Genomic DNA, 22940 nt, shown 5'->3' on the forward strand with positions numbered 1-22940 from the left:
GAGTCGGAGTACTCCTGAAGTGCGGACACCGCTGCCTGCGTTTCAGCGTCCGGCCGGGACCTGGCCAGCTGCACAAAATGCTGAGTCAGCGGCTCCAGCTGCTGCAGCTGCTCATCGTCGAAGTCCAACTGCCCCAGCGGAGAGGTCCACAGGGTCTTGAAGTTCTGGTGGTAGCTCTGCGGCCAGAGCGATCCGTCGCCGGTGCCGTGAGCAGCCCCCTGAACGTGGTGCCCCTGGGCAGAAAGGGCGGCGATGCCCTTCTCCAGGGCTGCGACGGCGTCGTCGGCCAAGACGATGTCCAGTTCCGGGGAGAAGGGCGACTCGGTGGTCACTGCAAAGCTCAGCGGGCGCATCCCGTTTCTCCCCATCCCCTTCTGCAGGGTGCGTTGGACGGCACGCTGGGCCGGTCCGTGCGCAGGCACCGGGCTCCTTCTCCTGCGTCGGCGGTCGGCGGTGGTGAACTGGTGTCCGGCCATCACGTCAAAGAGCAGCGCGGCGTCCTCGGCGGTGGAGGCGATGGGCCCGGAGGTCATCAGGTTGCCCACTGAATCCCCTGCCTGGTCATCGGGGATCCTCCCGCGGCCGGGCTTCAGCCCCACCAGTCCGCACGCGGCTGCGGGAATGCGCACCGAACCGCCGCCGTCGTTGCCGGGGGCCAGCGGCAGCATCCCGGCTGCCACCGCCGCCGCAGCCCCGCCGGAGGAGCCGCCGGCAGTGCGGCTGGGATCCAGCGGATTGCGTGCAGGATCGCCCAGTTGGTTCTCCGAGTAGCAGGGGAGCCCGAACTCCGGGACCTGGGTCTTGCCGATGCTCAGCGCGCCCGCGCTGTGCACCCGCTGGGCCAAGGGATGGTCGGCGGCCGGTGTCTGGGTCGGGATTGCGCGCGTGCCCAAGGTCAGGGGCAGTCCGGCCACCGGCACCAGGTCCTTAAACGCAGTGGGCAGGCCCAACAGCGGGGCCGAGGCTGAGAGCTGGGTGAGCGCCTGGTCGGCTCCGAGTCTGCTGCGCAGGGTCTGCAGGGTGGCGTCGAGCTGTTCGGCTCTCGCCAGCGCGAATTCCGGGTCCAAGCTCAGAAAGGCGCCCAGCTCGCTGCCGGTGGCGGCCGCGGTGAGGGCAGCAGTGGTCAGCTCCACGCTGGAGACCTCACCGGTGAGCAGCGCATGTCTCCACTGCTGTGCGGTGGCGGCGCGAAAGTCCGCCAGCGAACGATCCGTGGTGTGCTCGGCGGCAGGCTCCGGCGGCTGCTGACGCTGCTTCATGTTTGTCGGCTCACTTCCCGTGGTGCACTGAACAGGCCGGATCTGCGGCCTGTGTCCTCACTCTATGGAATTCTGTGCCGTCGTCGATACTTCGGGTGCCGATGTGGCGATAATGTGGAGACGACGGACCGTCCGCCAACCATGACTGAAGGAGGCAGCAGTGTCGGACTTCGAAACTGTTCCCGCCGCGCAGGTGCCCCAGGAGGCTGCGGTGCTGGATGTGCGCGAGGCGTATGAATTCGAGGTGGGCCACGCGCCGGGGGCAGTGCACATACCGGTGGATGAGGTGCCGACCCGCTTCGACGCCGAACTCGATCCGGATGAGGACTACTACGTCATCTGCCGCACCGGAGGCCGCAGTGCGCAGATCGCTGGCTGGCTCACCGCCCAGGGGTACTCTGTGCTGCTGGTCGGCGGCGGCTACGACGCCTGGATCAGCGCTGAGAAGCCGCTGAGGTCCATCACAGGGGAGGACCCCCGAGTCCTGTGAGCCGACGCTACTCCTACCTGGGGCCCTCCGGAACGTTCACCGAGGCGGCGCTGCTGCAGATGCCCGATGCTGAAGCGGCTGAGCGCATCCCGGCCGCCAGCGTGCTCTCGGCGCTGAGCATGGTCGATCAGGACCAGGTCGACGGCGCCGTCGTGCCTATCGAGAACTCCGTGGAGGGTGGGGTCTCCGCTACGGTGGACGCCATCTCCGGTGCCGCCAACCTGCAGATCGTGGCCGAGGCCCTGGTGCCGATCAGTTTTGTGCTGGCAAGCCGCCACCCGGTTCCGCTGGGCATGGTCGAGACGGTGGCCACCCATTCCCACGCCTGGGCGCAGGTGCGCCGCTGGGCTGAGGCCAATGTCCCCGGCGCCGAGTACGTCCCCGCCTCCTCCACCGCAGCCGCCGCCCACGGTCTGCTCGCTGAGGCCCCAGTGGCTGATGCGGCGGTCTGCGCGCCGCTGGTGGCCGAACAGCTGGGTCTGCACGTGGTGGCCTCCCACATCGAAGATGTTGCCGGAGCACTCACCCGGTTCGTGCTGGTCACCAAGCCGGCTGTGGCACCTCAGCACACCGGTGCCGATAAGACCACGGTGATGATCCCGCTGCCCGAGGACCGACCCGGCGCGCTCATGGAGATCCTGGAGCACTTCACCACGCGCGGGGTGAACATCTGCCGGATCGAGTCCCGGCCCACCGGCAGCGCGATGGGCGACTACTTCTTCTCCATGGACTTAGAGGGCCATATCGATGAAGCCCGAGTGGCTGCTGCGCTGTCTGGAGTTCATCGGATCGCGCCGAATACCCGGTTCCTCGGGTCCTACCCGCGCGCCGACTCCAAGCCTCAGCAGGTGCCCGAGGACGTCTCAGAGGCCGCATTCTCAGCGGCTAAGACGTGGGTGGACTCGCTGCGCGGTCGCTGACTGCACCCTCGGTCCCGGCCAGCACCTCGGTGACGACGCCGTTGACGGTCAGCGCGCCGTGGTCCACCACTGCGCGGACGCTGATGACCTCACCGACGGCGTCGCCGTCGATCTGAAACTGCAGCGGCTCGGCCATGCTGATCCGCCCGGTCTTTGCCTGCCGCACGGTCATCACCGGAATGTCGGCGGTGAAGCGCAGCGTGGTCTTCGCCACGATCCGCGCCCAGTCCAGCGCATGGCGAGGGGTGAACAGCACCGTGTCCATGTGCCCGTCGTCGAACCGAGCCGAGGGCACCAGCACCATGCCGGCCTGAAGGATGCCGCAGTTGGCCAGCAGCACCGAGCGCACCCGGAAGGTGGCCGGGCCCCGGTCGTCGAGCTCCACGGTGACTGTCTTGCGCGGGCCCATCACGTGGCGCAGCCCGGCGGCGCCGTAGGCCAGCCAGCCGGCGCGCTGCTTGAGCTCATCGGGGGTGCTGGCCATGACCTGGGCGTCCAGCCCGCCGCCGGCAATCACCAGTGACACCTGCCGCTCCGTGCGCCCCCCGGCGCGCTCCAGAGTGAGGTTCACCGTGTCGACGCCGTGGGGGGCGCCGTGCAGCGCCTCGGAGACGCAGGACTCCACGTTGTGGTGCGGCAGACCGATGTTGCGCGCGAAGAGGTTGCCGGTGCCCAGCGGCACCACGCCCAGCGCGGACGGGGTGCCGGCTATTTCGGTGGCGACTGCACGCACCGTGCCGTCTCCTCCGACGGCGATGACCACGTCGCACCCAGCCTCCAGCGCCCGGCGCGACATCTCATGGCCAGGGTCTTCGGCGGTGGTGTCCATGATCAGCGGCTCCGGCATCCCAGCATCGGCGCAGGCAGAGCGAACCAGCCCCACCACGTGGTCGGCAGACTCCTTGGTCACATTGACGACGACGCCGACCAGCCGCTGCTCGGGCCGCTTCGGGTGCGCCGCCAGGGCCGCGCCCACTTCGATCCGGTGCCGCAGCTCCAGCACGCGGGCATGGAGCCGGCTGATGCGCGCCGCCTGCCACACCGCCAGCAGCGCAAGCGCCACCACCAGCGCAGCGGCTGCCGCAAATGCCCACTCCCAACCGATGACAGTCATGGAATGAGTCTAGCGATTAGGCTTGAGTCGTGATCGACATCAAAGACCTCATTGAGAACCCTGAGAAGTACCGGTCCAGTCAGCGTGCCCGCGGTGCTGACGAGTCCGCCGTCGACGCTCTTGTGGCAGCCTCCGAGGCTCGTGCCGCTGCGATCACCGAGTTCGAGAGCCTGCGGGCGCAGCAGAAGGCCTTCGGCAAGAAGGTCGCCACGGCGCAGGGGGCTCAGAAGCAGCAGCTGCTGACCGAGGTGAAGCAGCTCGCCGAGGACGTCAAGACCGCCGAGGCCGCCTCCGGTGAGGCCCAGCAGAGCCTGCGTCGCCTGCATGCGGCCTTCCCGAATCTCATCCACAAAGGTGTGCCAGCAGGCGGGGAGGACGATTCTGTGGTGCTTCGCAGTGAAGGCGCCCCCCGAGACTTCGCGGCCGAAGGCTTCACGCCCAAAGACCACTTGGAGCTTGCCGAGTCGGTGCGCGCGGTAGACATGGAGCGCGGCGCCAAGGTCTCGGGGTCACGGTTCTACTTCCTCACCGGAATCGGTGCCCGCCTGGAGCTGGCCATGATGCAGATGGGCCTGGATCAGGCGCTTCAGGCCGGGTTCACCCCCGTCATCCCTCCCACACTGGTCCGGCCGGAGACTATGGCTGGCACCGGATTCGATGTGAACCACGACGACGACATCTACCGGCTCGAGCGCGATGACCTGTACCTGGTCGGCACCTCGGAGGTGGCCCTGGCGGGCTACCATGCCGATGAGATTCTCGACCTCGCTGACGGACCGGAGCGGATGGCCGGCTGGTCCACCTGCTACCGCCGCGAAGCCGGATCCCACGGCAAGGACACCCGCGGCATTCTGCGCGTCCACCAGTTCAACAAGCTGGAGATGTTCATCTACTGCGCAGCCCAGGACGCCGAGGCCGAGCACCACCGGCTGCTGGCCTGGGAGGAGCAGATGCTGGCCAAGATGGAGCTGCCCTACCGGGTGGTCGACATCGCCGCCGGGGACCTGGGGCTCTCCGCCGCCCGAAAGTTCGACTGCGAAGCGTGGGTTCCCTCACAGAACACCTACCGGGAGCTGACCTCCACCTCCGACTGCACCACCTTCCAGGCTCGCCGGCTGAACATCCGCCAGCGCACCATCACCGAAGACGGCACCAAGGGCCCGACGACGCCGGTGGCCACGCTGAACGGAACACTGGCCACTACCCGGTGGCTGGTGGCGATACTGGAGAACCACCAGCAGGCCGACGGATCGGTCCGAGTGCCCGCGGCGCTGCGTCCCTACCTGGGCGGCTTGGAAGTGATCCAACCGCACTAGGCTGTGTCCAGCAGCTGCTTAGGCTCTGCACACCTTCACCGACTAGCAAGGCTAATAAGGAATGGCGAACGTCCCCCATGGCGCGGCAAGGCGAGCCTCAGCTTGCTGGCGCGACTTATTATGAGTAACTAAGATTAATGAGTGACGCCGACAAAGTGCCGGCGCGTCACTTCAAGTGAAGGAGTGTTGAGATGACCCGATCCGCTGATTACACCGTTCCCGGCCTCGGCAAGGACAACGGCGAAGAGGTCGCCGGCCTGTTGCAGGGTCGGCTTCATGCCCTCAACGACCTGCAGCTGGTGCTTAAGCATGTGCACTGGAACGTTGTTGGCCCGAACTTCATCGCCGTCCACGAGATGCTGGACCCGCAGACCACCACAGTGCGTGGTTTCGCTGATGAGGTGGCCGAGCGTATGGCCACCCTGGGCACCTCCCCCTCCGGTCTCTCCGGCGAACTGGTCTCCGAGCGCAAATGGGAGGACTACCCGCTGCATAAGGCCAGCGTGCAGGACCACCTGACTGAGATCGACAAGGTCTACACAGGAGTGATCGAAGACCACCGCCAGGTGATGAACAAGGTCGGCAACACCGACGCGATCACTGAAGACATCCTGATCAGCCAGGTCAAGGAGCTGGAGCTGTTCCAGTGGTTCGTCCGCAGCCACCTGGAAACTGCCTGACCAACACCCCCGTCCTGCGGGAGATGACCGCGCCGAAACGGCCACGTTGAACCCTGTTCTCATACTGGGTTGCCTGTTTCGGCGCGGTCATTCTGCTGTGATGGTGTTCCCGTTCCGGAACCCGAGGGTGTGGGGGAGCTCCCAAAGTTGTTGAATCTGCCAACCATGACAGAATCGCCGGGTGAGCCGCCAGATTCCCCCATCCCGTCCTGACGAGCCGGAAGGCTCAGATGAGGGCTCACCGCCGAAGCTGATCAGCTCCCACTTCCTGCTGGCCATCGGCATCAATCTGGCCTTCGGGATGGTCTTCTTCATGCTGATCACCAGCATGGCCGTCTATGCCGTCACGGAGTTCGCCGTCGGTCAGACTGCCGCAGGGTTCGCGGCCTCCGCGTTCGTCGTCGGGGCCCTGCTGGCTCGCATCTTCGCCGGAAAGTACGTCGACCTTCTGGGTCGACGCCACACCGTGGCCCTGAGCCTGATGATGTTCGTTCTGTGCAGCCTCACCTACCTGGTGATCGAGGACTACGGCATGCTGATCGCGCTGCGCATGGTGCACGGGATAGCCATGGGCTTCGGCCAGACGGGGCTGAACGCCGGAGTCTTCTCGCTCATCCCGCGTGCCCGCCGCGGAGAGGGCGCGGGCTACTACATGGTCGCCAATTCGCTGCCGCAGGCGCTGGGACCACTGCTAGGCCTGCAGCTGAGCCACGTCTACGGCTTCAACACTGTGTTCATCGCCGCCGCGGTGATTTCTGCGCTGGCCCTGGCACTGACCGGAGTCGTCCGGCTGCCTGAGGCCCCTCCCCGCCGTCAACGGCTGCGGCACCAGCTCATGCTGCGGCCCGCAGACATCATCGAGCGCCGTGCACTGCCGATTGCGATGATTGTGCTGCTGACCTCGACGGCGTTCGCCTCGGTCATGACGTTCCTGGACAGTTTTGCCCGGCGCGAGGGCATGGGGAACGTGGCCAGCCTCTACTTCCTGGTCTTCGCAGCTGCGGTGCTGCTGACCCGGCTGTTCGTGGGCCGGATACAGGACCACTTCGGTGACAACGCCGCGGTCTATCCGACCATGGTCATCTTCGTCGTCTCCCTGGGCCTGTTGGCCTGGTCACCGAACCAGGCGGTGGTGCTGGTCTCAGCGGTCTGTGCCGGCTTCGGCCACGGGTCACTGATGCCGGTGCTGCAGGCCATCATCGCCTCCGCCGTCGCTGCTCCGCGCGTGAGCATCGGGATCTCCACCTTCTTCATCTTCTCCGACAGCGGGTTCGGCGCCTCCCCGCTGCTGCTGGGCCCGTTGGCTGATGCCAGCGGCTATCGCCTCATGTTCGCCGTCTGTGCCGGCCTGATTCTCAGTGCACTGGTGGTCTACTGGCTTCTCCACGGACGTTTCGACGTGAAACAGGGCACTGCGCGCCGCCGTCCGCGATAGTCCGCAGCAATAGATGCAGGCGCGCATTTTCCGGGTGGATGAAGGTGCGGGGACGGTCCTGCTGGGGCTTCGTTTCAACGAGAGACAAAGTGCTGCAGCGGTGGCTTCGTGATCCTTGACACACTTGAGCCAATTATTTAGTCTTTCGGCAAGACGAAATATGGATCACATGCTCTGCAGAACGCTCCCTCCCTCATCGGCGGCCATCCGCTGATCCGCGGAGAAGCACTCGCACTCACCACTGGCTGCAGCGCGTCTCACCACAACGAAAGGACCGCGACATGTCGCGCAGATCGATCCTTCAGACCGGCACAGCAAGTGTCGCCGCTGCCTCCCTGCTGGCACTGACCGCCTGCGGCGGCTCCGAGGAGCAGGCCGAGGCGTGGATCCTCACCGGCGGCGGCTGGGACGCCATCGCCGACGACCTGGAGCGCTTCAACGAGTCCAGCGAAAGCACCATCGATGTTGAAGCCATCGAGAACGATGCCTACAAGCAGCAGATCCGCACTGCGGTGGGCTCCGGGGACGCCCCCACCATGATCATGTCCTGGACCGGCGGCGCCCTGCTGGAATACGTCAACGAGGAGCGCGTGGTCCCCCTCGATGACCACGTCGGCGAGTTGGAGCAGCGCGTGCACGACTCGGTCTGGCAGAACGGTGTGGTCGAGGACTCCGTCTACGCGGTGCCGCTCAACGACGTCCAGCCGGTGGTCCTCTACTACAACCAGGACGTCCTGGACGAGCACGGACTCTCCGTCCCCGAGACCTGGTCGGACATGGAATCGATCATCGACACTCTGGAGGGCGTGGAAGACGTTGATGCCCTCTCCGTGGCCGGCGGTTCGGTCTGGCCGGCCCTGATGTGGCTGCAGTACCTCACCGACCGCCACGGCGGCGAAGAGGTCTTCAGCGCCGTCGTCGAGGGCGAAGAGGGAGCCTGGGACAACGAATCCATCATCTACGCCCTGGAGACCATGCAGGAGCTGGGTGAGAGCGGCTTCATCGATAACTACAACGCTGTCGACGCCGCCCAGAACGAGGACGCCCAGCTGCTGGCCGACGGCCGCGCCGCCTTCCTGCTGCAGGGCTCCTGGGTCTACGCCACCATCAACATGGACTTCCCGGAGTTCGCAGACTCCGGGTCCTTCGGTTTCACCACCTTCCCGGAGCTGGAGGAGGGTGAGGGAGATCCCTCCAATGTGGTCGGCAACCCGGCCAACTTCTGGTCCGTCTCCTCCGACGCCTCCGAGGCCGAGCAGGAGACCGCCTTCAACTACATCTCCGAGCACCTCTACAATGACGAAGCCGTCGACGATATGCTCAACAGCGGCTCACTGCCTCCGCTCAACGACGTGGAGGACAAAATTGCCGGCACCGATGCGGAAGAATTCCTGACCATGGCCGATGACATGGTGGCAAACGCCAATCACTTCCAGCTCTCCTGGGACCAGGCCGTCTCGCCGTCTGAGGAGCAGCCGCTGATGGACAACCTCGCCGCGATTCTGCAGGGGAACATGACCCCCCAGGAGTTCGTCGAGGATATGAACTCCCAGCAGTGACAGGCTCGACCAACGACCGAAAAACGCTGAAAAAGGCCACATGACTGCAACTGCCTCATCTGACACCAGCGTCGGGGGCAAGGCGACCGGACAGCGCCGTCAGGGACCCAGCTTCCTGATGGCGCTGCCGGCCGTCCTGTTCTTCGGCTTCTTCGCACTGATCCCGCTCGGCGGGGTTCTGGCCATCTCCTTCATGGAGTGGAACGTTCTGGGCAGCCCCTCATGGGTCGGCCTGGACAACTGGGACGCAGTGCTGACAGACCGTCCCTTCACCTGGCGGGCGCTGGGCCTGACAGTCATCTTCGTTGTCGGCTCCTACCTCTTCCAGGCCCCGGTGGCGCTGCTGCTCGGTGTCTTCATGGCTGGTCAGCAGCGGTATCGCGCGCTGCTCTCGGTGCTCTACTTCCTGCCGCTGCTCTTCAGCTCGGTGGCAGTGGGCCTGACCTTCCAATCACTGTTCAGCCCCTACTACGGCATCTCCTCAGCCCTTCCCTTCGAATGGCTGCCCCACGACTGGTTGGCCAACCCCGACATTGTGATGTACGTGATGATCTTCGTGGTCGGCTGGTGCTTCGTACCCTTCCACGCGCTGCTCTACCAGGCCGGTGTGCGCCAGATCCCCACTGACATGTTCGAGGCCGCCACCATCGACGGCGCGGGCCGGGTCAGGACGTTCTTCTCCATCACCCTGCCGCAGCTGCGCTATACGATCATCACCTCCTCCACCCTGATGCTGGTCGGCTCACTGACCTACTTCGACCTGATCTTCGTGCTCACCGGCGGCCAGCCTCAGGACTCGGTGCGGATCCTTCCGCTGGACATGTACATCACAGGCTTCAGCGCCAACAACCTCGGCTACGCCTCGGTGATCGCAGTGATTCTGGTGGCTATCGGCCTGAGCATGTCGCTGCTGCTCAACAAGCTCTCCGGCTCCACCAAAATGGAGTCCGATAAGGCAGGTGCCTGACCCATGACGAACACCGCATCCACCGAATCCAAGCTGCCGGAGGCCCCCGGCGCTGCACTGGAGCCCACCAAGCCCGCCGGCGGCGTCAAGGATGTCCGCAGCCCCAAGCCGGGCAAGGCACGCAAGCCTGCTGACCGTCCCAACGTGGTCGGAGGAGCGCTGGGCTGGATCTGGCTGGGGATCATCATCCTGCCGATCTACTACATCGTCATCACCTCATTCCGCACCAGTGAGGACCTGCGGGCCAACAACCAGCTGATCCCCAGCTCGGAACCGACCATCGCCCCCTTCATCCGGGTCATTGAGAACGACTTCTTCCAGTTCTTCCTCAACTCGGTGGTCGTGACCCTCTCTACGGTCGCGGCGGTGCTCGCCGTTTCGCTGATGGCGGCCTACTACATCACCCGCGCGACCACCTTCGGCGGCAACCGGCTCTTCCAGCTGATCCTGTTGGGCATCGCCATCCCGGTGCAGGCAACGATCATCCCCGTCTACTACCTGATTCGCGAACTGGGCCTCTATGACACGCTCTGGGCGCTGATCCTGCCGCAGATCGCCTTTGCGATCCCGCTGAGCGTGCTGATCATCGTCAACTTTGTGCGCGACATCCCCAATGAGCTCTTCGAATCCATGCGCGTCGACGGCGCAGGGGAGTGGAAGATCCTGTGGTCGCTGGTGCTGCCGATGGCCAAGCCGGCACTGATGACCGTGGGCATCTACCAGGCCCTGCAGGTGTGGAACGGCTTCCTCTTCCCCCTGGTGCTCACCCAGTCCCGGGAGGTGCGCGTGATTCCGCTGTCGCTGTGGGAGTACCAGGGCCAGTTCGGCATCGACGTGCCGGCCACCCTCGCCGCCGTCGTGCTCTCCGCCGTTCCGCTGCTGATCGCCTACATTCTGGGTCGCCGATACATTGTGGCCGGCCTGACCGCCGGATTCAGCAAATAGAACCACCGAGTGAACTGATCTGAAAGCGAGTGACTGTGAGCGAACGTGCGACCGGCCCCCGCATCACCGGAGCCTGGAACGACGCCGAGGTGCCCGTGGCCGAACGGGTGGAGGCGCTGCTGGGGCAGATGACCCTGGAGGAGAAGGTCTCTCAGCTGGGCTCGCACTGGGAGATGCGCGACGACGACGCCCAGGGTGAGGTGGCGCCCATGGAGGAGGCCATGTCCTCATCCAAGCTGCCCTTTGAGCGCGACATCCTTGACGGCGAAGGTCACCTGACCCGCACCTACGGCACGATCCCGCTCTCAGTGCCCGAGGGTGCGCAGCTGCTGCGGCAGCGCCAGGCCGCGGTGATCGGCGCCAACCGGTTCGGCATCCCCGCCATCGCCCACGAGGAGTGCCTGACCGGCTACACCGCCTACCAGGCGACCGTCTATCCGACCGCTTTGGCGTGGGGGGCGACGTTCGACCCCGAGCTGATCGAGGAGATGGGCGCAGCCATTGGACGTGACCTGGCCGCTACCGGTGTGCAGCAGGGCCTCGCGCCTGTGCTCGATATGGTCCGTGACGCCCGATGGGGCCGGGTGGAGGAGACCATCGGCGAGGACCCCTATGTGATCGGAACCCTGGCCACCGCCTACGTGAAGGGTCTGCAGTCGGCAGGGGTCATCGCCACGTGCAAGCACTTCGCCGGGTACGCCGCCTCCCGCGGCGCCCGCAACCACGCGCCGGTGCACATGGGGCGGCGCGAACTGCAGGACATGCTCTTCTTCCCCTTCGAGATGGCGGTGCGCGAGGGACGCGTCGGCTCGGTGATGAACTCCTACGCAGACCTCGACGGCGAACCCCCGGCCGCCTCCAGGTGGCTGCTCACCGAGGTGCTGCGCGATGAATGGGGCTTTGCGGGCACCGTGGTGGCCGACTATTGGTCCGTGGCCTTCCTGGAGAAGATGCACCGGGTCGCCGCCGATCAGGCTGAGGCCGCCCGGCTGGCGGTCACTGCCGGGCTCGACGTCGAGCTGCCCCACACCGGCGGCTACCGCACCCTGTCCCAGCAGGTGCGCGAGGGCCTGATCGAAGAATCGGTGATCGACACCTCGGTGCGTCGGGTGCTGCGCCAGAAGATCGAGCTGGGCCTGCTGGACCGCAGCGACGACGGCAGCGACTGGGAACCGCAGATCGATGAGTCGGTGGATCTGGACTCCCAGGAGAACCGGGCACTGGCCCGCCGCGTGGCCGCGAAGTCCCTGGTGCTGCTGAAGAACGACGGCACTCTGCCGGTGCCTGCTGAGCAGCTGGTCGAAAAGCGGATCGCTGTCGTCGGGTCGTCTGCCGATCAGCCGCGCACCATGATGGGCTGCTACTCCTTCCCCAACCATGTGCTGGCCAAATACCCGGCCGGCACCTTCGGGCACAGGGACATCGGGGTGCCGATGCCCAGCATCTTCGAATCGCTGCAGCAGGCCTACCCCGCAGCCGAGGTCACCCACAGCTATGGTGCGCCGATCACGGAGTACGACGCCTCCCAGATCGCTGCGGCGGCGGAATCTGCCGAGGCCGCTGAGTTGGCCGTGGTCACCGTCGGCGACTTGGCGGGCATGTTCGGCGCCGGCACCTCCGGTGAGGGCTGCGATGCCGAAGACCTGAGGCTGCCCGGTGCCCAGCAGGAGCTGGTGGAGGCGGTGCTGGCCACCGGCACCCCGACCGTGCTGGTGCTGATCACCGGCCGACCCTACGCCTTGGGTGCGCTCGCCGATCAGTGTGCGGCCATCGTCCAGGGGTTCTTCCCGGGGGAGGAGGGCGGGCCGGCGCTCGCGGACCTGCTGACTGGTGCCGCGGAGCCCACCGGGCGGCTGCCGATCGGGGTGCCTGCTCGTGCAGGCGGTCAGCCGGCAGGCTACATCTCCGCGCCGCTGGGCCTGACCAGTCAGGGCGTATCCAACGTGGACCCCAGTACGCTCTACCCCTTCGGCCATGGGCTCAGCTACACCACCGTGGAGTACTCCGGCCTGGTGGTCGAATCGCAGCAGGTCGGCGTCGACGGCTCGGTCAATGTCGGCGCCACCGTCACCAACACCGGGGATCGGCCCACCAGCGAAGTGGTCCAGCTCTACTTCGGCGACCCCTACGCGCAGGTGGCCCGCCCGGTGCGGCAGCTGCTCTCCTACGCGCGGGCGGAACTGGCCCCGGGGGAGTCCAAAGAGGTCACCTTCTGGGTCCACGCCGACCGGTTCGCCTTCACCGGGGTGGACTACCGGCGGATTGTGGAGCCGGGCACCATCGAACTGTGGGTCGGGCCCTCGTCCGGTGACCTTCCGCTGGTCGGCGAGATCACCCTGACCGGGCCGATCCGCGAGGTCACCGGAGCTCGGGTGATGAGCACACCCGCACACATCAGCTGACCCGATCCTGAGCAGGCTGCCCCGCGGCCCCCACCCCCGCCGACCCGACATCGCGGAGTCTGCGATGAGTCCGACTTCGGGCCGAAGCAGCGCGGAACCGCAGGGCGTGGCACGATATGCAGTACCCGATTGTTATGCATGCGGTACCATAAGCATATGGCGCTGAAACGAACGACCGTCATGGTCGATGAGGCAGACTTGCACACCGTCAAGATGGCCGCAAAGCAGCAGGGCAGGTCAGAGTCTGAGCTCATTCGTGAAGCGTTTCATCTGGTGGCTCTGAAGTCTCAGCGTTGGGATGGGCAGTGGGACATTCCAACAGTTGATTTTGGGTATGAGGTCACCGATGCCGAGGTTAACCGGGTTGTTCGGCACAGGATCGGCAGCGAATGATCCTGCTGGGGGACACCTCCGGCCTGGTCGCAGCGTTCAATCCCTCTGACCCCGAGCATCAGTCAGCTCGAGCGTCGCTGACGGCTGCTTCAACCACTGTGATATCTCCGCTGGTGCTGCTTGAGATTGAACACATCGTCACCCGGGACCACGGCAGGAAGCGTGCCTACTCGGTCAATGACTGGATTCTTCACAATACCGACTCACAAAGAATCGTTGTCCCCCACATTGGAGCGCACACATTGGTGTCAGCCCGTCGAGTACAGGACGCGTACCGAGACTTTGAGCTCGATCTCACAGACGCTCTGCACGTGGTGCTCAGCGCTGACTTTCACACCAACGTCATTCTCACCAAGGACCATCGCGATTTCCGGACGATCAGGCCCCTTACCGGCCATGCCGCGTTCCGCATCCTGCCCGCAGATGACGAATGAGGTCGGAGCTTCACGCCGTGTGGCGCAGATGACACGATGATCATCATGCGTCTGTGGCATCAGTTCGGTTCACCTGCTGCCGTCGTGGCGTGCCTGGCGGCACTGACCGCATGCGGAAGCGGCGGCGATGATGCTGCCGATGGCCGAGCAGACAGCCCAGAGGCCCCGGAAGACCAGGTCACGGCGCCTCAGACGTCGACGTCGACTCCGATGCCGGATCCGCCGCAGAGTGGGGAATCACCCGAGGTCGAGATGCCCCGGCAGGACGCTGAGCTCGTCGAGGATATGGTCCGCGAGAACTCGGTGGGCTGGGAAGACTACGAGGTCGTCTCCGAGACCGAGCTGCGATTCCTGACCACCTCCGGCAACCAGGCCTGCTACGGGCAGCGCTACGAGGTTCAGGAGACCCAGGAGGAGGTCGCGGTGGCCATCATCATCGGCAACCGGCCCGACGGTGGAGCCATCTGCACCCAGGAAGCGATACTCATCGCCGTGCCGGTGGAACTGGATGAGCCGCTGGGAGACCGCGACGTCGTCGAACTCGAAGACCCCGAGCTGAACGACTGACGGTGGCGCCGTCGTCGCCTCGGAGCAGACCAGCTGCAGTACCACCTGCTGGTCCCGGGGGAGCGGGCTTCAGACCCGGCTGGCTCAGCCCTGCTCGGCGAAGAGGTGGCGGCGGGAAGCGTAGCGCTCGCGGACGAATGGTGTGGGCTCGGCGGTGACCGCAGTGACCGCAGACGAGGTCCATTGCGGTGGCCCCTCAGTGCCGGAGAGCACCCATGCGGCCTGGCGTGCTGCGCCGTCGGCGACGTACTCGCCGGGCTCGGGAATCTGCACATCGCGGCCGAAGATCGCTGGGGCGATCTGCTGCACCGCAGCTGACCGTGCTGCACCGCCGATCAGCTGGATCGAGTTAACCGGAACCCCCTGTTGAGTCAGCGCCTGAAGCCCGTCGGCCAGGCCGCAGAGCAGACCCTCGACGGCGGCGCGAGCCACATCCTGCGGGTTCATCGAATCCAGCGAGAGCCCCACGAAGGAGCCGGTGGCGTGCGGCAGATTCGGGGTGCGCTCGCCCTCCAGATACGGCACCAGGGTCAGACCGTGGGCGCCCGGCTCAGCCGCCAGCGCTAGCTCGGAGAGCCGCTGGTGATCCACACCCAGCATGCGCGCGGCGCCGTCGAGCACCCTGGAGCCGTTGAGCGTCACCGCCAGCGGCAGGTATTCGCCGGTGGCCGAGGCGAATCCGGCGATCAGTCCGCTGGAGTCCTGAATCGGTGTGGGGGAGACTGCGGCAACCACCCCTGAGGTGCCGATGGAAATGGAGACGTCCCCGGTGCCCATGCCGATCCCCAGTGACGCAGCCGCATTGTCCCCGGCGCCCGGGCCCAGAAGCATGCCGCCCCAGCCGCGGGCATCGTCACCGGTTCCCACCTGCTCATTGGGGCCGGCGACCCGGGGCAGAATGATGCGGGCGGCGGCGTCCTCACTGATGCGCAGCGCCTGAGCCAACAGGTCGTAGCGGTAGGCGCCTGCCGCAGTGTCGTAGTAGCCGGTTCCGGAGGCCTCCGAGCGGTCGGTGACCAGGTCCTCAAGTGTGCTGCTGCCGGAGATCTTCCACGTCAGCCAGTCGTGGGGGAGTGCGACGGCGGCGACCCGCTGGGCGTTCTCGGGTTCGGCGTCGGCCAGCCAGCGCAGCTTGGTCACCGTCAGCGAAGCCACCGGCACCGAACCGATCATCTGCGCCCAGGCGGCCCTGCCGTGTTCAGCACCGCCGTGCTCGACAATCAGCGCCTCAGCTGCCGCGGCCGAACGGGTGTCGTTCCACAGCAGCGCATCGCGGATCACCTCCCCCTCGGCGTCCAGAGCCACCATCCCGTGCTGCTGGCCGCCCACTGCGGCAGCGGCGACGTCGTCGAGCCCGCCTGCCTGCTCAGCCGCCTGCAGGAACGCATCCCACCAGGCGTGGGGGCTGACTTCGGTGCCGTCCGGATGCGTGGCAGCACCGGAGCGGACCAGCGCGCCGGTGGCAGCGTCGCGGATGACGATTTTGCAGGACTGGGTGGAGGAGTCGATGCCGGCGACGAGCCTCACGGGGCCTCCTTGGGGCTATGAAATGGTCACGGTCAGTCTAAATCCGCGCCGGGTGATGGATTTTTGGTGCTTTCAGGCGGTTTCGGCGATCAGAGCACCAAAAATCCATCAATCGATGGTGGCGGGGGAGCTGCGGCGGGCAGAAACGGCGGCGGGCGGGCAGCAACGACGGCGGCACGTGGTGCCTGCCCCAGCCCTGCGGCACCCGATCAGCCGATGAGGTGGTTCAGCGCCAGCTGGTTGAGCCTGACGAAGCCGTAGTTGCGCTCGGCGGCGATCTGCGGGTCGAAGTCCTCATAGGCGGACCTATCTGCCAAAAAGTCGCTGATGGACTCACCGGCGGCCAGGGTCGGCTCGGCCAGCTCCATGAGGCCAGCGGTCCTGAAGGCCTCCTGCACCTCGGGGTCGGCGCGGTATGCCTTGGCCTTATCGGCCAGCATGGTGACCATCTGCGCGTTGGCCGCCGCGGAGTCCCAGACGCCGTCCATGTAGTCGGTGCGGGCGGGCTTGTAGTCGAAGTGCAGCCAGCCCTCGTACTTCGGCCCACCGTTGGGGAAGCCGTTGATCAGCAGGTCGATGGTGAAGAACGCGGAGATCAGATCGCCGTGGCCGAACACCAGGTCCTGGTCGTACTTGATGGAGCGCTGGCCGTTGAGGTCGAGGTGGAACAGCTTGCCGGCCCACAGGGCCTGGGCGATGCCGTGGGTGAAGTTCAGCCCCGCCATCTGCTCGTGACCGGTCTCCGGGTTCAGGCCCACGATGTCTTCGTTCTCCAGCTGGGCGATGAAGCCCAGGGCGTGGCCGATGGTCGGCAGGAAGATGTCGCCGCGGGGCTCGTTGGGCTTCGGCTCCAGGCCGATGCGCAGGTCGTAGCCCTTCTCCTTGATGTAGGCGGCAATCGTGTCCACGCCCTCGGCGTAGCGGTTGTGGGCGGCGTTGAGGTCCTTGGCGTTGTCGAACTCGGAGCCCTCACGCCCGCCCCACATCACGAAGGTCTCCGCGCCGAACTCTGCGGCGCGGTCCACATTGCGCAGCAGCTTGCGCAGGCCGAAGCGGCGCACCGAGCGGTCGTTGGAGGTCAGGCCGCCGTCCTTGAAGACCGGGTGGGCGAAGGTGTTGGTGGTGACCATCTCCACCGTCAGGCCCACCTGCTCGGCGGCGTCCTTGAATCTGGTGAAGTACTTCTCGCGCTGGGCATCGTCAGTGCCGAAGGGGGCGACGTCGTCGTCGTGGAAGGTGACTCCGGAGGCACCGGCCTCCTTGAGCTTCGGCAGGTAGTCCCAGGGGTCCAGCGCCGGGCGGGAGGCCTCGCCGAACTGGTCGCGGGCGGTCCACCCCACGGTCCACAGGCCGTAGGAGAGTTTGTAATCAGCAGGCGTGGAAGCCATAGGGTTCCTCCATGGAAGATTTCACGGCAGAGGCGCGTGATTGTGACACGCCCCTCATTTTGTTTCTAGATGAAACCTAATTGCTCAGCGGGTTAAGATCAAGTCTATGATGCGCAACGGCACTGGCTCGAAGACGCCCAACTCCTTTGCGCGCCTGGGTCGGCGCTCGGTGGGGCCGACCATCGGAATCAACGGTGGCAGCGGTGCAGGCGCAGACACCGACGCCGCAGGGGTGCCGGGTCGTGCCCGTGCCGCACCCCAGGCGGTGCTGCGCCCTGGAGCCCGCCAAGAGACGCTGCGTGAGGCTAACCTGCTGCTGATCACCGAGGAGATCTTCGCCTCCTCCGAGCCGCTGTCCCGGGCCGACCTGGCGATCCGCACCGGTATGACCCGCTCCACAGTCTCGCGGCTGGTCGATGATCTGCTGGCGGCCGGCATCGTGCGCGAAGGCTCCCCAATGGTCGGTGGGACCCGGGGGCGGCCGGCGGTGCCGCTGACCCCGGCGCGCAGGACCCTGATCGGGCTCGGTGTGGAGGTCAACGTGGACTTCACCGCCGCTCGCGCCCTGGACCTCACCGGAGCGGTGCTGGCTGAGGAGATCATCGCCGCAGACCACCGGGCCTCGGATCCGCGCGAGGTGCTGTTGGAGGCCGGGGCGCTGGCGCTGCGCGTGGCCGCTGCGGCCGCTGAGACCGGCGGTCGGATCGTCGGCACCGTGCTGGCGATCCCCGGGCTGGTGGACTCCGATGAGCGCTCTCTGCTGCTGGCGCCCAACCTCGGCTGGAAGGACGTCGACGTGGTGGAGCTGCTCAGTTCAGCCCAACAGAGTGCCGCCCAGCAGGACAGCGAGCACGACGCAGCCAGCTTCGGGGCCTCCATCACCGTAGCCAATGAGGCCAAGCTCGCCGCGCTCGCGGTGGCCCAGGAGCTCACCGAGGCTGAGGGCGAGGAGCAGACCTTCCTCTACGTCTCCGCGCAGATGGGCATCGGTTCCGCCGTCGTCGTCGATGGTGTGATTGAGGCCGGGCCGCACGGTTGGGGTGGGGAGCTGGGGCATATCTCCGTGGAGCCGTCCGGGCCGCCGTGCAGCTGCGGGTCCACTGGCTGTTTGGAGGTCTACGCCGGCAAGCGCGCCCTGCTGCAGGCAGCCGGTATGGCCGCCGACGCCGAGGCCGAAGAGCTGGCGGAGCTGATCCGCAGCGGCCACGGTCAGCGGGCCGCCGAGGCGGTTGATCATGCTGGCTGGGCACTTGGCGTGTCGCTGGCGGCGGCGATGAACGTCCTGGATGTGCACGACGTCGTCCTGGGCGGTGAGTTCGGTCCGCTGGCTGATCTGCTGCGGCCGCCGATGGAAGCTGAGCTGACGCGCCGGGTGCTGGCCTCACCGTGGGTGGGGTCCCGCGTGCGGGCGTCGGCGGCCCAGTCGGCGCCGGCGACCACAGGTGGGGCGCTGCGTGCGCTGCGCGCCGTGGTGGACGCGCCGCTGGACTGGGTGCCGGAAGCGGCCGCCGCGAAGGCTTAGTCGCGGATGGCTTCGATGCTGTAGCCGACCCGGACCCACTCATAGGGCGCCAGCTGCATCAGGTTATGGCCGGAGTTGAAGGCATTGGGCGGGCAGGTCATCGGCTCCACCGCGACCCCGGACCGGTTGATCCGCTCCCCGGTGTAGACCTGGACCCACGGAGTGTCTGAGATCATCCGCACCATCATCCCGGAGGGACCGTGCAGCAGCTCGGCGGTCCACCCCTCTTCGGGCAGTCCGGTGTAGGCGTGGTCGATCTTCAGCCCCGACAGCAGCGGGCCGTTGGTGAGATCCATGTCTCCGGAGACCGATTTGCGGCTGACCATTTTGCCGCTGGTCTTGGTCTTTGCCACCGTGCTGGTCGGAAGCCGCAGCCGGCAGGCCTTCAAGGGGGCGCCGCCGGCGCTCAGATAGGGGTGGAAGCCGACGCCGAAGGGTGCGGTGGGCAGGGCTGGTTCGGCGTCGTCGTCGGTGCCTTCGGCCGCCGCAGCCGCATCGGGAATGTACCGCGCTGCCAATGTGGCGGTCAGCCCCAAGAAGCTGGAGACCCGGTAGGTCAGCACCACCTCCAACCGGAAGGGGTACCCCTCGGTGGGCTCCAGAATGCCGGAGAGCTGAACCTGGTCCTCGCGCTGCTGCTGCACGGACAGGTCGACGTCGTGGAGCAGCCCGTGGATGGCGGCCCCGGACGACTCCTCGGAGACCTCCAGCTGATAGCTGGTTCCCTGGTGAACGTAGCTGCCCTGCTCGATCCGGTTCGGCCACGGTGCCAGCACGGCCCCGGCGAAGGCACCATCGGCCGCAGCCGCAGGCACGATGAGATCCTGGCCCGCCCCCGAGGAGGGGTCGGTGCTGGTCAGGCTCAGCAGCTGACCACCGTGCAGGCCGATCTGCGCTGTGTAGCCGTCTGCGGTGATGGTCAGCGACGACGCTGTCGAATGCATCAGGTAGCTCCTCCCCTCCCTCACCCGTGGCTCGACTGAGGAAACTGTCCGTAACAGGTGAGTCAACACTAGCTAAAGCTGTGGCCACATGCCCACTTATTCGACGTGAAACGACGTAGACTCATCCTTCTATGAATGCAGCACCTTACTCTGAGACCGATTATCAGCAGTCACCCATCGCGGTTCCTGCGGCCGGATACGGCGGCAGCTTCATGCACCAAGCGGGCAAGAAGATGGTCTGTCTCGACGTCGACGGCACCACGGTCAACCACGACGGCCACATGTCTGAGGCAGTCAAGCAGGCCGGCCGCGCAGTGGTGGCTGATGGTCACACAGTGGTGATCGCCACCGGCCGCTCGCTGCCAGCCACCCTGCCGATCATTCAGACCCTGGGCGTCACCCACGGCTATGCCGTGTGCTCCAACGGGGGTGTCACGGTTCGTATTGACGCCCGCGGCGAGTCCGACGGCGGCCCCGAGGACGGCTACGAAGTGGTCGCCCAGCAGGTGTTCGACCCAGCACCGGCGCTGGAGGCGCTGACTGAGCGGCTCTCCACGGCCCGCTACGCCATCGAAACTTCGGCCGGCAATTTCCTCTCCACCGAACGCTTCGAAGACCTCACCTTCGGGCTCGCGCCGCGGCCGGTCAGCCTCAAAGAGTTGAAGCGTGCCGAGGCGGTGCGGCTGGTGGTCAACTCCTCCGACGCCACCGCCGGGGAGTTCGCCCGCACCGTCCGGAAGATCGGGCTGCACGGAGTGACCTACTCGGTGGGCTGGTCCGCCTGGCTGGACATCACCGCCAAGGGCGTCACCAAAGCCTCCTCGCTGGAGCAGCTGCGCGAACAGCTGGGAGCCTCCAGGGAGGCGACTGTTGCCTGCGGGGACGGGCAGAACGATATTGAGATGCTGCGCTGGGCGCAGCGCAGCGTGGCGATGGGTCAGGCCGATGAGGAGGTCAAGGCAGCCGCCGATGAGATCACCGGAACGGTCTTTGAGGACGGCCTGGTGCCGATCCTGCAGTCGCTGCTGGACGAGTAGCGCCGCCTGGACGAGCAGCCCCACGCGGGCGGCTCACCGGCCGGCCCCCGGTTCAGCGCAGCTGGGCCGACAGCTCGGCCAGGGCGGCCTCGCCGACCAGATCCCCGGGCAGCATCGGCAGAACATCCAGCTCCACATGCGGCAGCAGCTCGCGCAGGTGGGCAAGGTGCTGCTCCTCCTGGGTGCGTCGCGCGGCCAGAAAGTCGCCCTGATCGGTGGGGGAGAGCCGGTTGATGACCACACCGCCGACGTCGACGCCCAAGCGGGTGAGCTCCGCATAGAGCTCCACGGACTCCAGCACCGGCAGCCGTTCGGAGGTGAGCACGACGACGAAGCTGCACTGCTGCGGGTCGATCACCAGTTCTCGCATCCGTTCGAATCGCTGCCGACGCTTCAGCAGGACTTGGCGGATGCGCCTGTCCCGGTTGGCCCCGCGGGAAGATTCCGGATCGTCCTCGCCGTCCAGTGCCCGAATCGCCGCGCCGAACTTTTCGGCCTTGTCCCGGCGCTGCAGCAGCCCCTCGGTCCAGGCGGACATGATCTCCGGCAGTGCCAGCAGCCGGGCGGTGTGGCCGGAGGGTGCGGTGTCGAAGATCAGCAGGTCGTAGTCGTAGCGGGCGTGTTCGGCCAGTTCGGCGATGCGCTCGAGGATCGCCGCCTCGTGGGTGCCGGGGGAGTTGCCGGCCAGCTGCAGGTGCTGATCGACCTGCTTGTGCAGATGCTCGGGCATAAAATCCCGCAACGTCCGGCCGACCTCGGCCAGATGCGCATCGATGGTCGCCTGCGGATCGATCTCGACTCCGGCTAAGACTCCGCCGGCGTCGTCGTCGGCTAGGTGCACCGGCTCATCGCCGACCGGCGTGTTCCACAGGTGGCCCAAGTTGTGGGCCGGGTCGGTGGAGACCAGCAGCACACGCCGGCCTGCCCGCGTCTGGTGCAGCGCCACGGCAGAGGCGACTGAAGTTTTGCCGACCCCACCTTTGCCGCCGATGAACAGCACCCTGCGCTGGGCAGCCAGCTCTAGCAGCATGAGAGCCCGTCGAGCGGGGACTGGTCCAGACCCTGGCGGATGTGCCAGTCGTGCATCCGGTCCATCATCTCCGGCAGCAGCTCCAAAGTGGCTCCGGAGGCCGGATTGGGCACACCCAGGGCTTCGGAGAGCACCAGCATCATGAACAGATCTTCTTCGTCGCGCTTGGCGCGGGCGAAGACGCGCCGATAGGGGGCCACGTAGAACTCACGCAGCCCCCTATCGAGACGCTTCAGGAAGCTCACTTCAGCGGCAGCTTCTCATCCGCCGTGAGCAGGAGGTCGTCCTCGGGCTCCTTCTCGGACCTGAACGCTTTGCTCATGGCGATGATCGCTTCGACCATCACCCAGAAGGAGGCGATGATGATGATCACATCCAGGGAGAGCAGCAGCCATTCGCCCTGGCTGAAGAAGTCACCCAGCTGGACGATCGCCGCCGAAGCGCTGACCAGCAGCACGAAGGCTGCCGGTACCAGTGCCACCAGGAACGGGCGGCCCTTCCGGATCAGCATGATGGACACGATAGTCAGCGTCAGTGCGGCCATCAGCTGGTTGGTGGTGCCGAACAGCGGCCAGATCAGCAGGCCGCCGGAGCCGTCTGCGCCCTGGGAGAAGGTCAGCGCCAGCGCGATGACCACTGCGATCACTGTGGAGGTGATAGTGCCGAGCTTGAAGCCGGCAAGCCCGCCGATCTCCTGGACCACGTAGCGCTTCAGCCGGATTCCGGTGTCCATGGTGGTGGCTGCGAAGAGCACGGCCATAGTGGCCAGGATGGTCGCGGAGAGGCCCTCCGGAAGGCCCAGACCCTGGTTCATGATGGCGCCGCCGCCTTCGACGAAGATGTTGACCCCGCCGGAGGAGAAGGACTCGTAGACCGATTCCCAATTGGCCAGAGTCTGGAAGCCGGCGGTGGTGGCGATGATCGCCCCCAGAGCCAGCAGGCCCTCGCCGACCGCACCGAAGTAGCCGACGAACTTCGCATCGGTCTCGCGGTCCAGCTGCTTGGAGCTGG

22 protein-coding genes are annotated in these 22940 nt (G+C 66.4%); 14 read left to right on the plus strand and 8 right to left on the minus strand.

What is annotated here, in order from left to right:
• The coding region (locus FHX47_RS09730; protein ID WP_183358742.1) for an amidase at positions 1–1259 on the minus strand (1259 nt) is incomplete at its 3' end.
• A 160-nt stretch (positions 1260–1419) separates the two neighbouring features.
• On the opposite strand from FHX47_RS09730, the gene FHX47_RS09735 reads away from it, so the two are divergent.
• Positions 1420–1749, plus strand: a complete 330-nt coding sequence (locus tag FHX47_RS09735; protein WP_183358743.1) for a rhodanese-like domain-containing protein — start codon at positions 1420–1422, stop codon at positions 1747–1749.
• A complete protein-coding gene (pheA, locus tag FHX47_RS09740; RefSeq protein WP_183358744.1) occupies positions 1746–2669 on the plus strand; it encodes a prephenate dehydratase in 924 nt (307 codons plus the stop codon). The genes FHX47_RS09735 and pheA overlap by 4 nt, the downstream gene beginning before the upstream one ends.
• On the opposite strand, the gene FHX47_RS09745 is transcribed toward pheA, so the two are convergent.
• On the minus strand, positions 2635–3783 hold the full coding sequence (locus FHX47_RS09745) for a diacylglycerol/lipid kinase family protein (RefSeq protein WP_183358745.1): 1149 nt from the start codon (positions 3781–3783) through the stop codon (positions 2635–2637). The two genes, pheA and FHX47_RS09745, sit on opposite strands and share 35 nt — an antisense overlap.
• Positions 3784–3812: 29 nt before the next feature.
• Between FHX47_RS09745 and serS the strand changes: the two genes are divergently transcribed.
• The 10 genes from serS to FHX47_RS09795 all read left to right on the plus strand — a co-directional run bounded on the left by serS (position 3813) and on the right by FHX47_RS09795 (position 14481).
• Positions 3813–5099 (plus strand): serine--tRNA ligase, encoded by a 1287-nt coding sequence (serS, locus tag FHX47_RS09750; protein WP_183358746.1) that lies wholly within the window; start codon positions 3813–3815, stop codon positions 5097–5099.
• 191 nt (positions 5100–5290) lie between these two features.
• Complete coding sequence (locus FHX47_RS09755) at positions 5291–5779, plus strand: Dps family protein (protein WP_183358747.1); 489 nt, start codon at positions 5291–5293, stop codon at positions 5777–5779.
• A gap of 181 nt (positions 5780–5960) precedes the next feature.
• Entirely contained in the window at positions 5961–7214 is a 1254-nt protein-coding gene (locus FHX47_RS09760) for an MFS transporter (protein ID WP_183358748.1), read from the plus strand.
• Positions 7215–7495: 281 nt separating this feature from the next.
• The gene (locus FHX47_RS09765; RefSeq protein ID WP_183358749.1) at positions 7496–8773 is read left to right on the plus strand and encodes an extracellular solute-binding protein; all 1278 of its coding nucleotides are present in this window, start codon (positions 7496–7498) and stop codon (positions 8771–8773) included.
• 40 nt (positions 8774–8813) lie between these two features.
• On the plus strand, positions 8814–9740 hold the full coding sequence (locus FHX47_RS09770; RefSeq protein ID WP_183358750.1) for a carbohydrate ABC transporter permease: 927 nt from the start codon (positions 8814–8816) through the stop codon (positions 9738–9740).
• A 3-nt stretch (positions 9741–9743) separates the two neighbouring features.
• The gene (locus tag FHX47_RS09775; RefSeq protein WP_183358751.1) at positions 9744–10685 is read left to right on the plus strand and encodes a carbohydrate ABC transporter permease; all 942 of its coding nucleotides are present in this window, start codon (positions 9744–9746) and stop codon (positions 10683–10685) included.
• A gap of 35 nt (positions 10686–10720) precedes the next feature.
• Positions 10721–13087, plus strand: a complete 2367-nt coding sequence (locus FHX47_RS09780; protein ID WP_343064364.1) for a glycoside hydrolase family 3 N-terminal domain-containing protein — start codon at positions 10721–10723, stop codon at positions 13085–13087.
• 156 nt (positions 13088–13243) lie between these two features.
• Positions 13244–13480 carry a ribbon-helix-helix domain-containing protein gene (locus tag FHX47_RS09785; protein ID WP_183358752.1) on the plus strand — a complete coding sequence of 79 codons (237 nt, stop codon included), beginning with the start codon at positions 13244–13246 and terminating at the stop codon, positions 13478–13480.
• Positions 13477–13914 (plus strand): PIN domain-containing protein, encoded by a 438-nt coding sequence (locus FHX47_RS09790; RefSeq protein WP_183358753.1) that lies wholly within the window; start codon positions 13477–13479, stop codon positions 13912–13914. Before FHX47_RS09785 ends, FHX47_RS09790 begins: the two co-directional genes overlap by 4 nt.
• 45 nt (positions 13915–13959) lie before the next feature.
• Entirely contained in the window at positions 13960–14481 is a 522-nt protein-coding gene (locus tag FHX47_RS09795) for a hypothetical protein (RefSeq protein ID WP_183358754.1), read from the plus strand.
• Positions 14482–14565: 84 nt separating this feature from the next.
• On the opposite strand, the gene xylB is transcribed toward FHX47_RS09795, so the two are convergent.
• Positions 14566–16008, minus strand: a complete 1443-nt coding sequence (gene xylB, locus FHX47_RS09800; RefSeq protein ID WP_183358755.1) for a xylulokinase — start codon at positions 16006–16008, stop codon at positions 14566–14568.
• A gap of 209 nt (positions 16009–16217) precedes the next feature.
• Complete coding sequence (gene xylA / locus FHX47_RS09805; protein WP_183358756.1) at positions 16218–17396, minus strand: xylose isomerase; 1179 nt, start codon at positions 17394–17396, stop codon at positions 16218–16220.
• 106 nt (positions 17397–17502) lie between these two features.
• Between xylA and FHX47_RS09810 the strand changes: the two genes are divergently transcribed.
• Complete coding sequence (locus FHX47_RS09810; protein ID WP_183358757.1) at positions 17503–18918, plus strand: ROK family transcriptional regulator; 1416 nt, start codon at positions 17503–17505, stop codon at positions 18916–18918.
• Here FHX47_RS09810 and FHX47_RS09815 read toward each other — a convergent pair.
• Positions 18915–19862 carry an aldose epimerase family protein gene (locus FHX47_RS09815; RefSeq protein ID WP_183358758.1) on the minus strand — a complete coding sequence of 316 codons (948 nt, stop codon included), beginning with the start codon at positions 19860–19862 and terminating at the stop codon, positions 18915–18917. The genes FHX47_RS09810 and FHX47_RS09815 overlap by 4 nt on opposite strands.
• A gap of 212 nt (positions 19863–20074) precedes the next feature.
• On the opposite strand from FHX47_RS09815, the gene FHX47_RS09820 reads away from it, so the two are divergent.
• A complete protein-coding gene (locus FHX47_RS09820; protein WP_246328165.1) occupies positions 20075–20899 on the plus strand; it encodes an HAD family hydrolase in 825 nt (274 codons plus the stop codon).
• Between the two features lie 52 nt (positions 20900–20951).
• Here the strand turns inward: FHX47_RS09820 and FHX47_RS09825 are convergent, their stop codons facing one another.
• The 3 genes from FHX47_RS09825 to FHX47_RS09835 all read right to left on the minus strand — a co-directional run.
• On the minus strand, positions 20952–21929 hold the full coding sequence (locus tag FHX47_RS09825) for an ArsA family ATPase (RefSeq protein WP_183358759.1): 978 nt from the start codon (positions 21927–21929) through the stop codon (positions 20952–20954).
• Positions 21920–22174: a cory-CC-star protein gene (locus tag FHX47_RS09830; RefSeq protein WP_183358760.1), complete on the minus strand. Its 255-nt coding sequence runs from the start codon at positions 22172–22174 to the stop codon at positions 21920–21922. The genes FHX47_RS09825 and FHX47_RS09830 overlap by 10 nt, the downstream gene beginning before the upstream one ends.
• A partial coding sequence (locus FHX47_RS09835) for a carbon starvation CstA family protein (protein WP_281376235.1) occupies positions 22171–22940 on the minus strand: 770 nt, incomplete at its 5' end. The genes FHX47_RS09835 and FHX47_RS09830, both read right to left, overlap by 4 nt.

Source organism: Garicola koreensis (assembly GCF_014195445.1).
In the GTDB taxonomy this organism is placed as follows: domain Bacteria; phylum Actinomycetota; class Actinomycetes; order Actinomycetales; family Micrococcaceae; genus Nesterenkonia; species Nesterenkonia koreensis.

Excerpts from the sequence above, each read along its gene's own strand:
- FHX47_RS09745 (WP_183358745.1), bottom strand. The coding sequence starts at position 3,783 with ATGACTGTCATCGGTTGGGAGTGGGCATTTGCGGCAGCCGCTGCGCTG.
- FHX47_RS09755 (WP_183358747.1), top strand. The coding sequence starts at position 5,291 with ATGACCCGATCCGCTGATTACACCGTTCCCGGCCTCGGCAAGGACAAC.
- FHX47_RS09765 (WP_183358749.1), top strand. The coding sequence starts at position 7,496 with ATGTCGCGCAGATCGATCCTTCAGACCGGCACAGCAAGTGTCGCCGCT.
- FHX47_RS09770 (WP_183358750.1), top strand. The coding sequence starts at position 8,814 with ATGACTGCAACTGCCTCATCTGACACCAGCGTCGGGGGCAAGGCGACC.
- FHX47_RS09775 (WP_183358751.1), top strand. The coding sequence starts at position 9,744 with ATGACGAACACCGCATCCACCGAATCCAAGCTGCCGGAGGCCCCCGGC.
- FHX47_RS09785 (WP_183358752.1), top strand. The coding sequence starts at position 13,244 with ATGGCGCTGAAACGAACGACCGTCATGGTCGATGAGGCAGACTTGCAC.
- FHX47_RS09790 (WP_183358753.1), top strand. The coding sequence starts at position 13,477 with ATGATCCTGCTGGGGGACACCTCCGGCCTGGTCGCAGCGTTCAATCCC.
- FHX47_RS09795 (WP_183358754.1), top strand. The coding sequence starts at position 13,960 with ATGCGTCTGTGGCATCAGTTCGGTTCACCTGCTGCCGTCGTGGCGTGC.
- xylA (WP_183358756.1), bottom strand. The coding sequence starts at position 17,396 with ATGGCTTCCACGCCTGCTGATTACAAACTCTCCTACGGCCTGTGGACC.
- FHX47_RS09810 (WP_183358757.1), top strand. The coding sequence starts at position 17,503 with ATGATGCGCAACGGCACTGGCTCGAAGACGCCCAACTCCTTTGCGCGC.
- FHX47_RS09815 (WP_183358758.1), bottom strand. The coding sequence starts at position 19,862 with ATGCATTCGACAGCGTCGTCGCTGACCATCACCGCAGACGGCTACACA.
- FHX47_RS09820 (WP_246328165.1), top strand. The coding sequence starts at position 20,075 with ATGCACCAAGCGGGCAAGAAGATGGTCTGTCTCGACGTCGACGGCACC.
- FHX47_RS09825 (WP_183358759.1), bottom strand. The coding sequence starts at position 21,929 with ATGCTGCTAGAGCTGGCTGCCCAGCGCAGGGTGCTGTTCATCGGCGGC.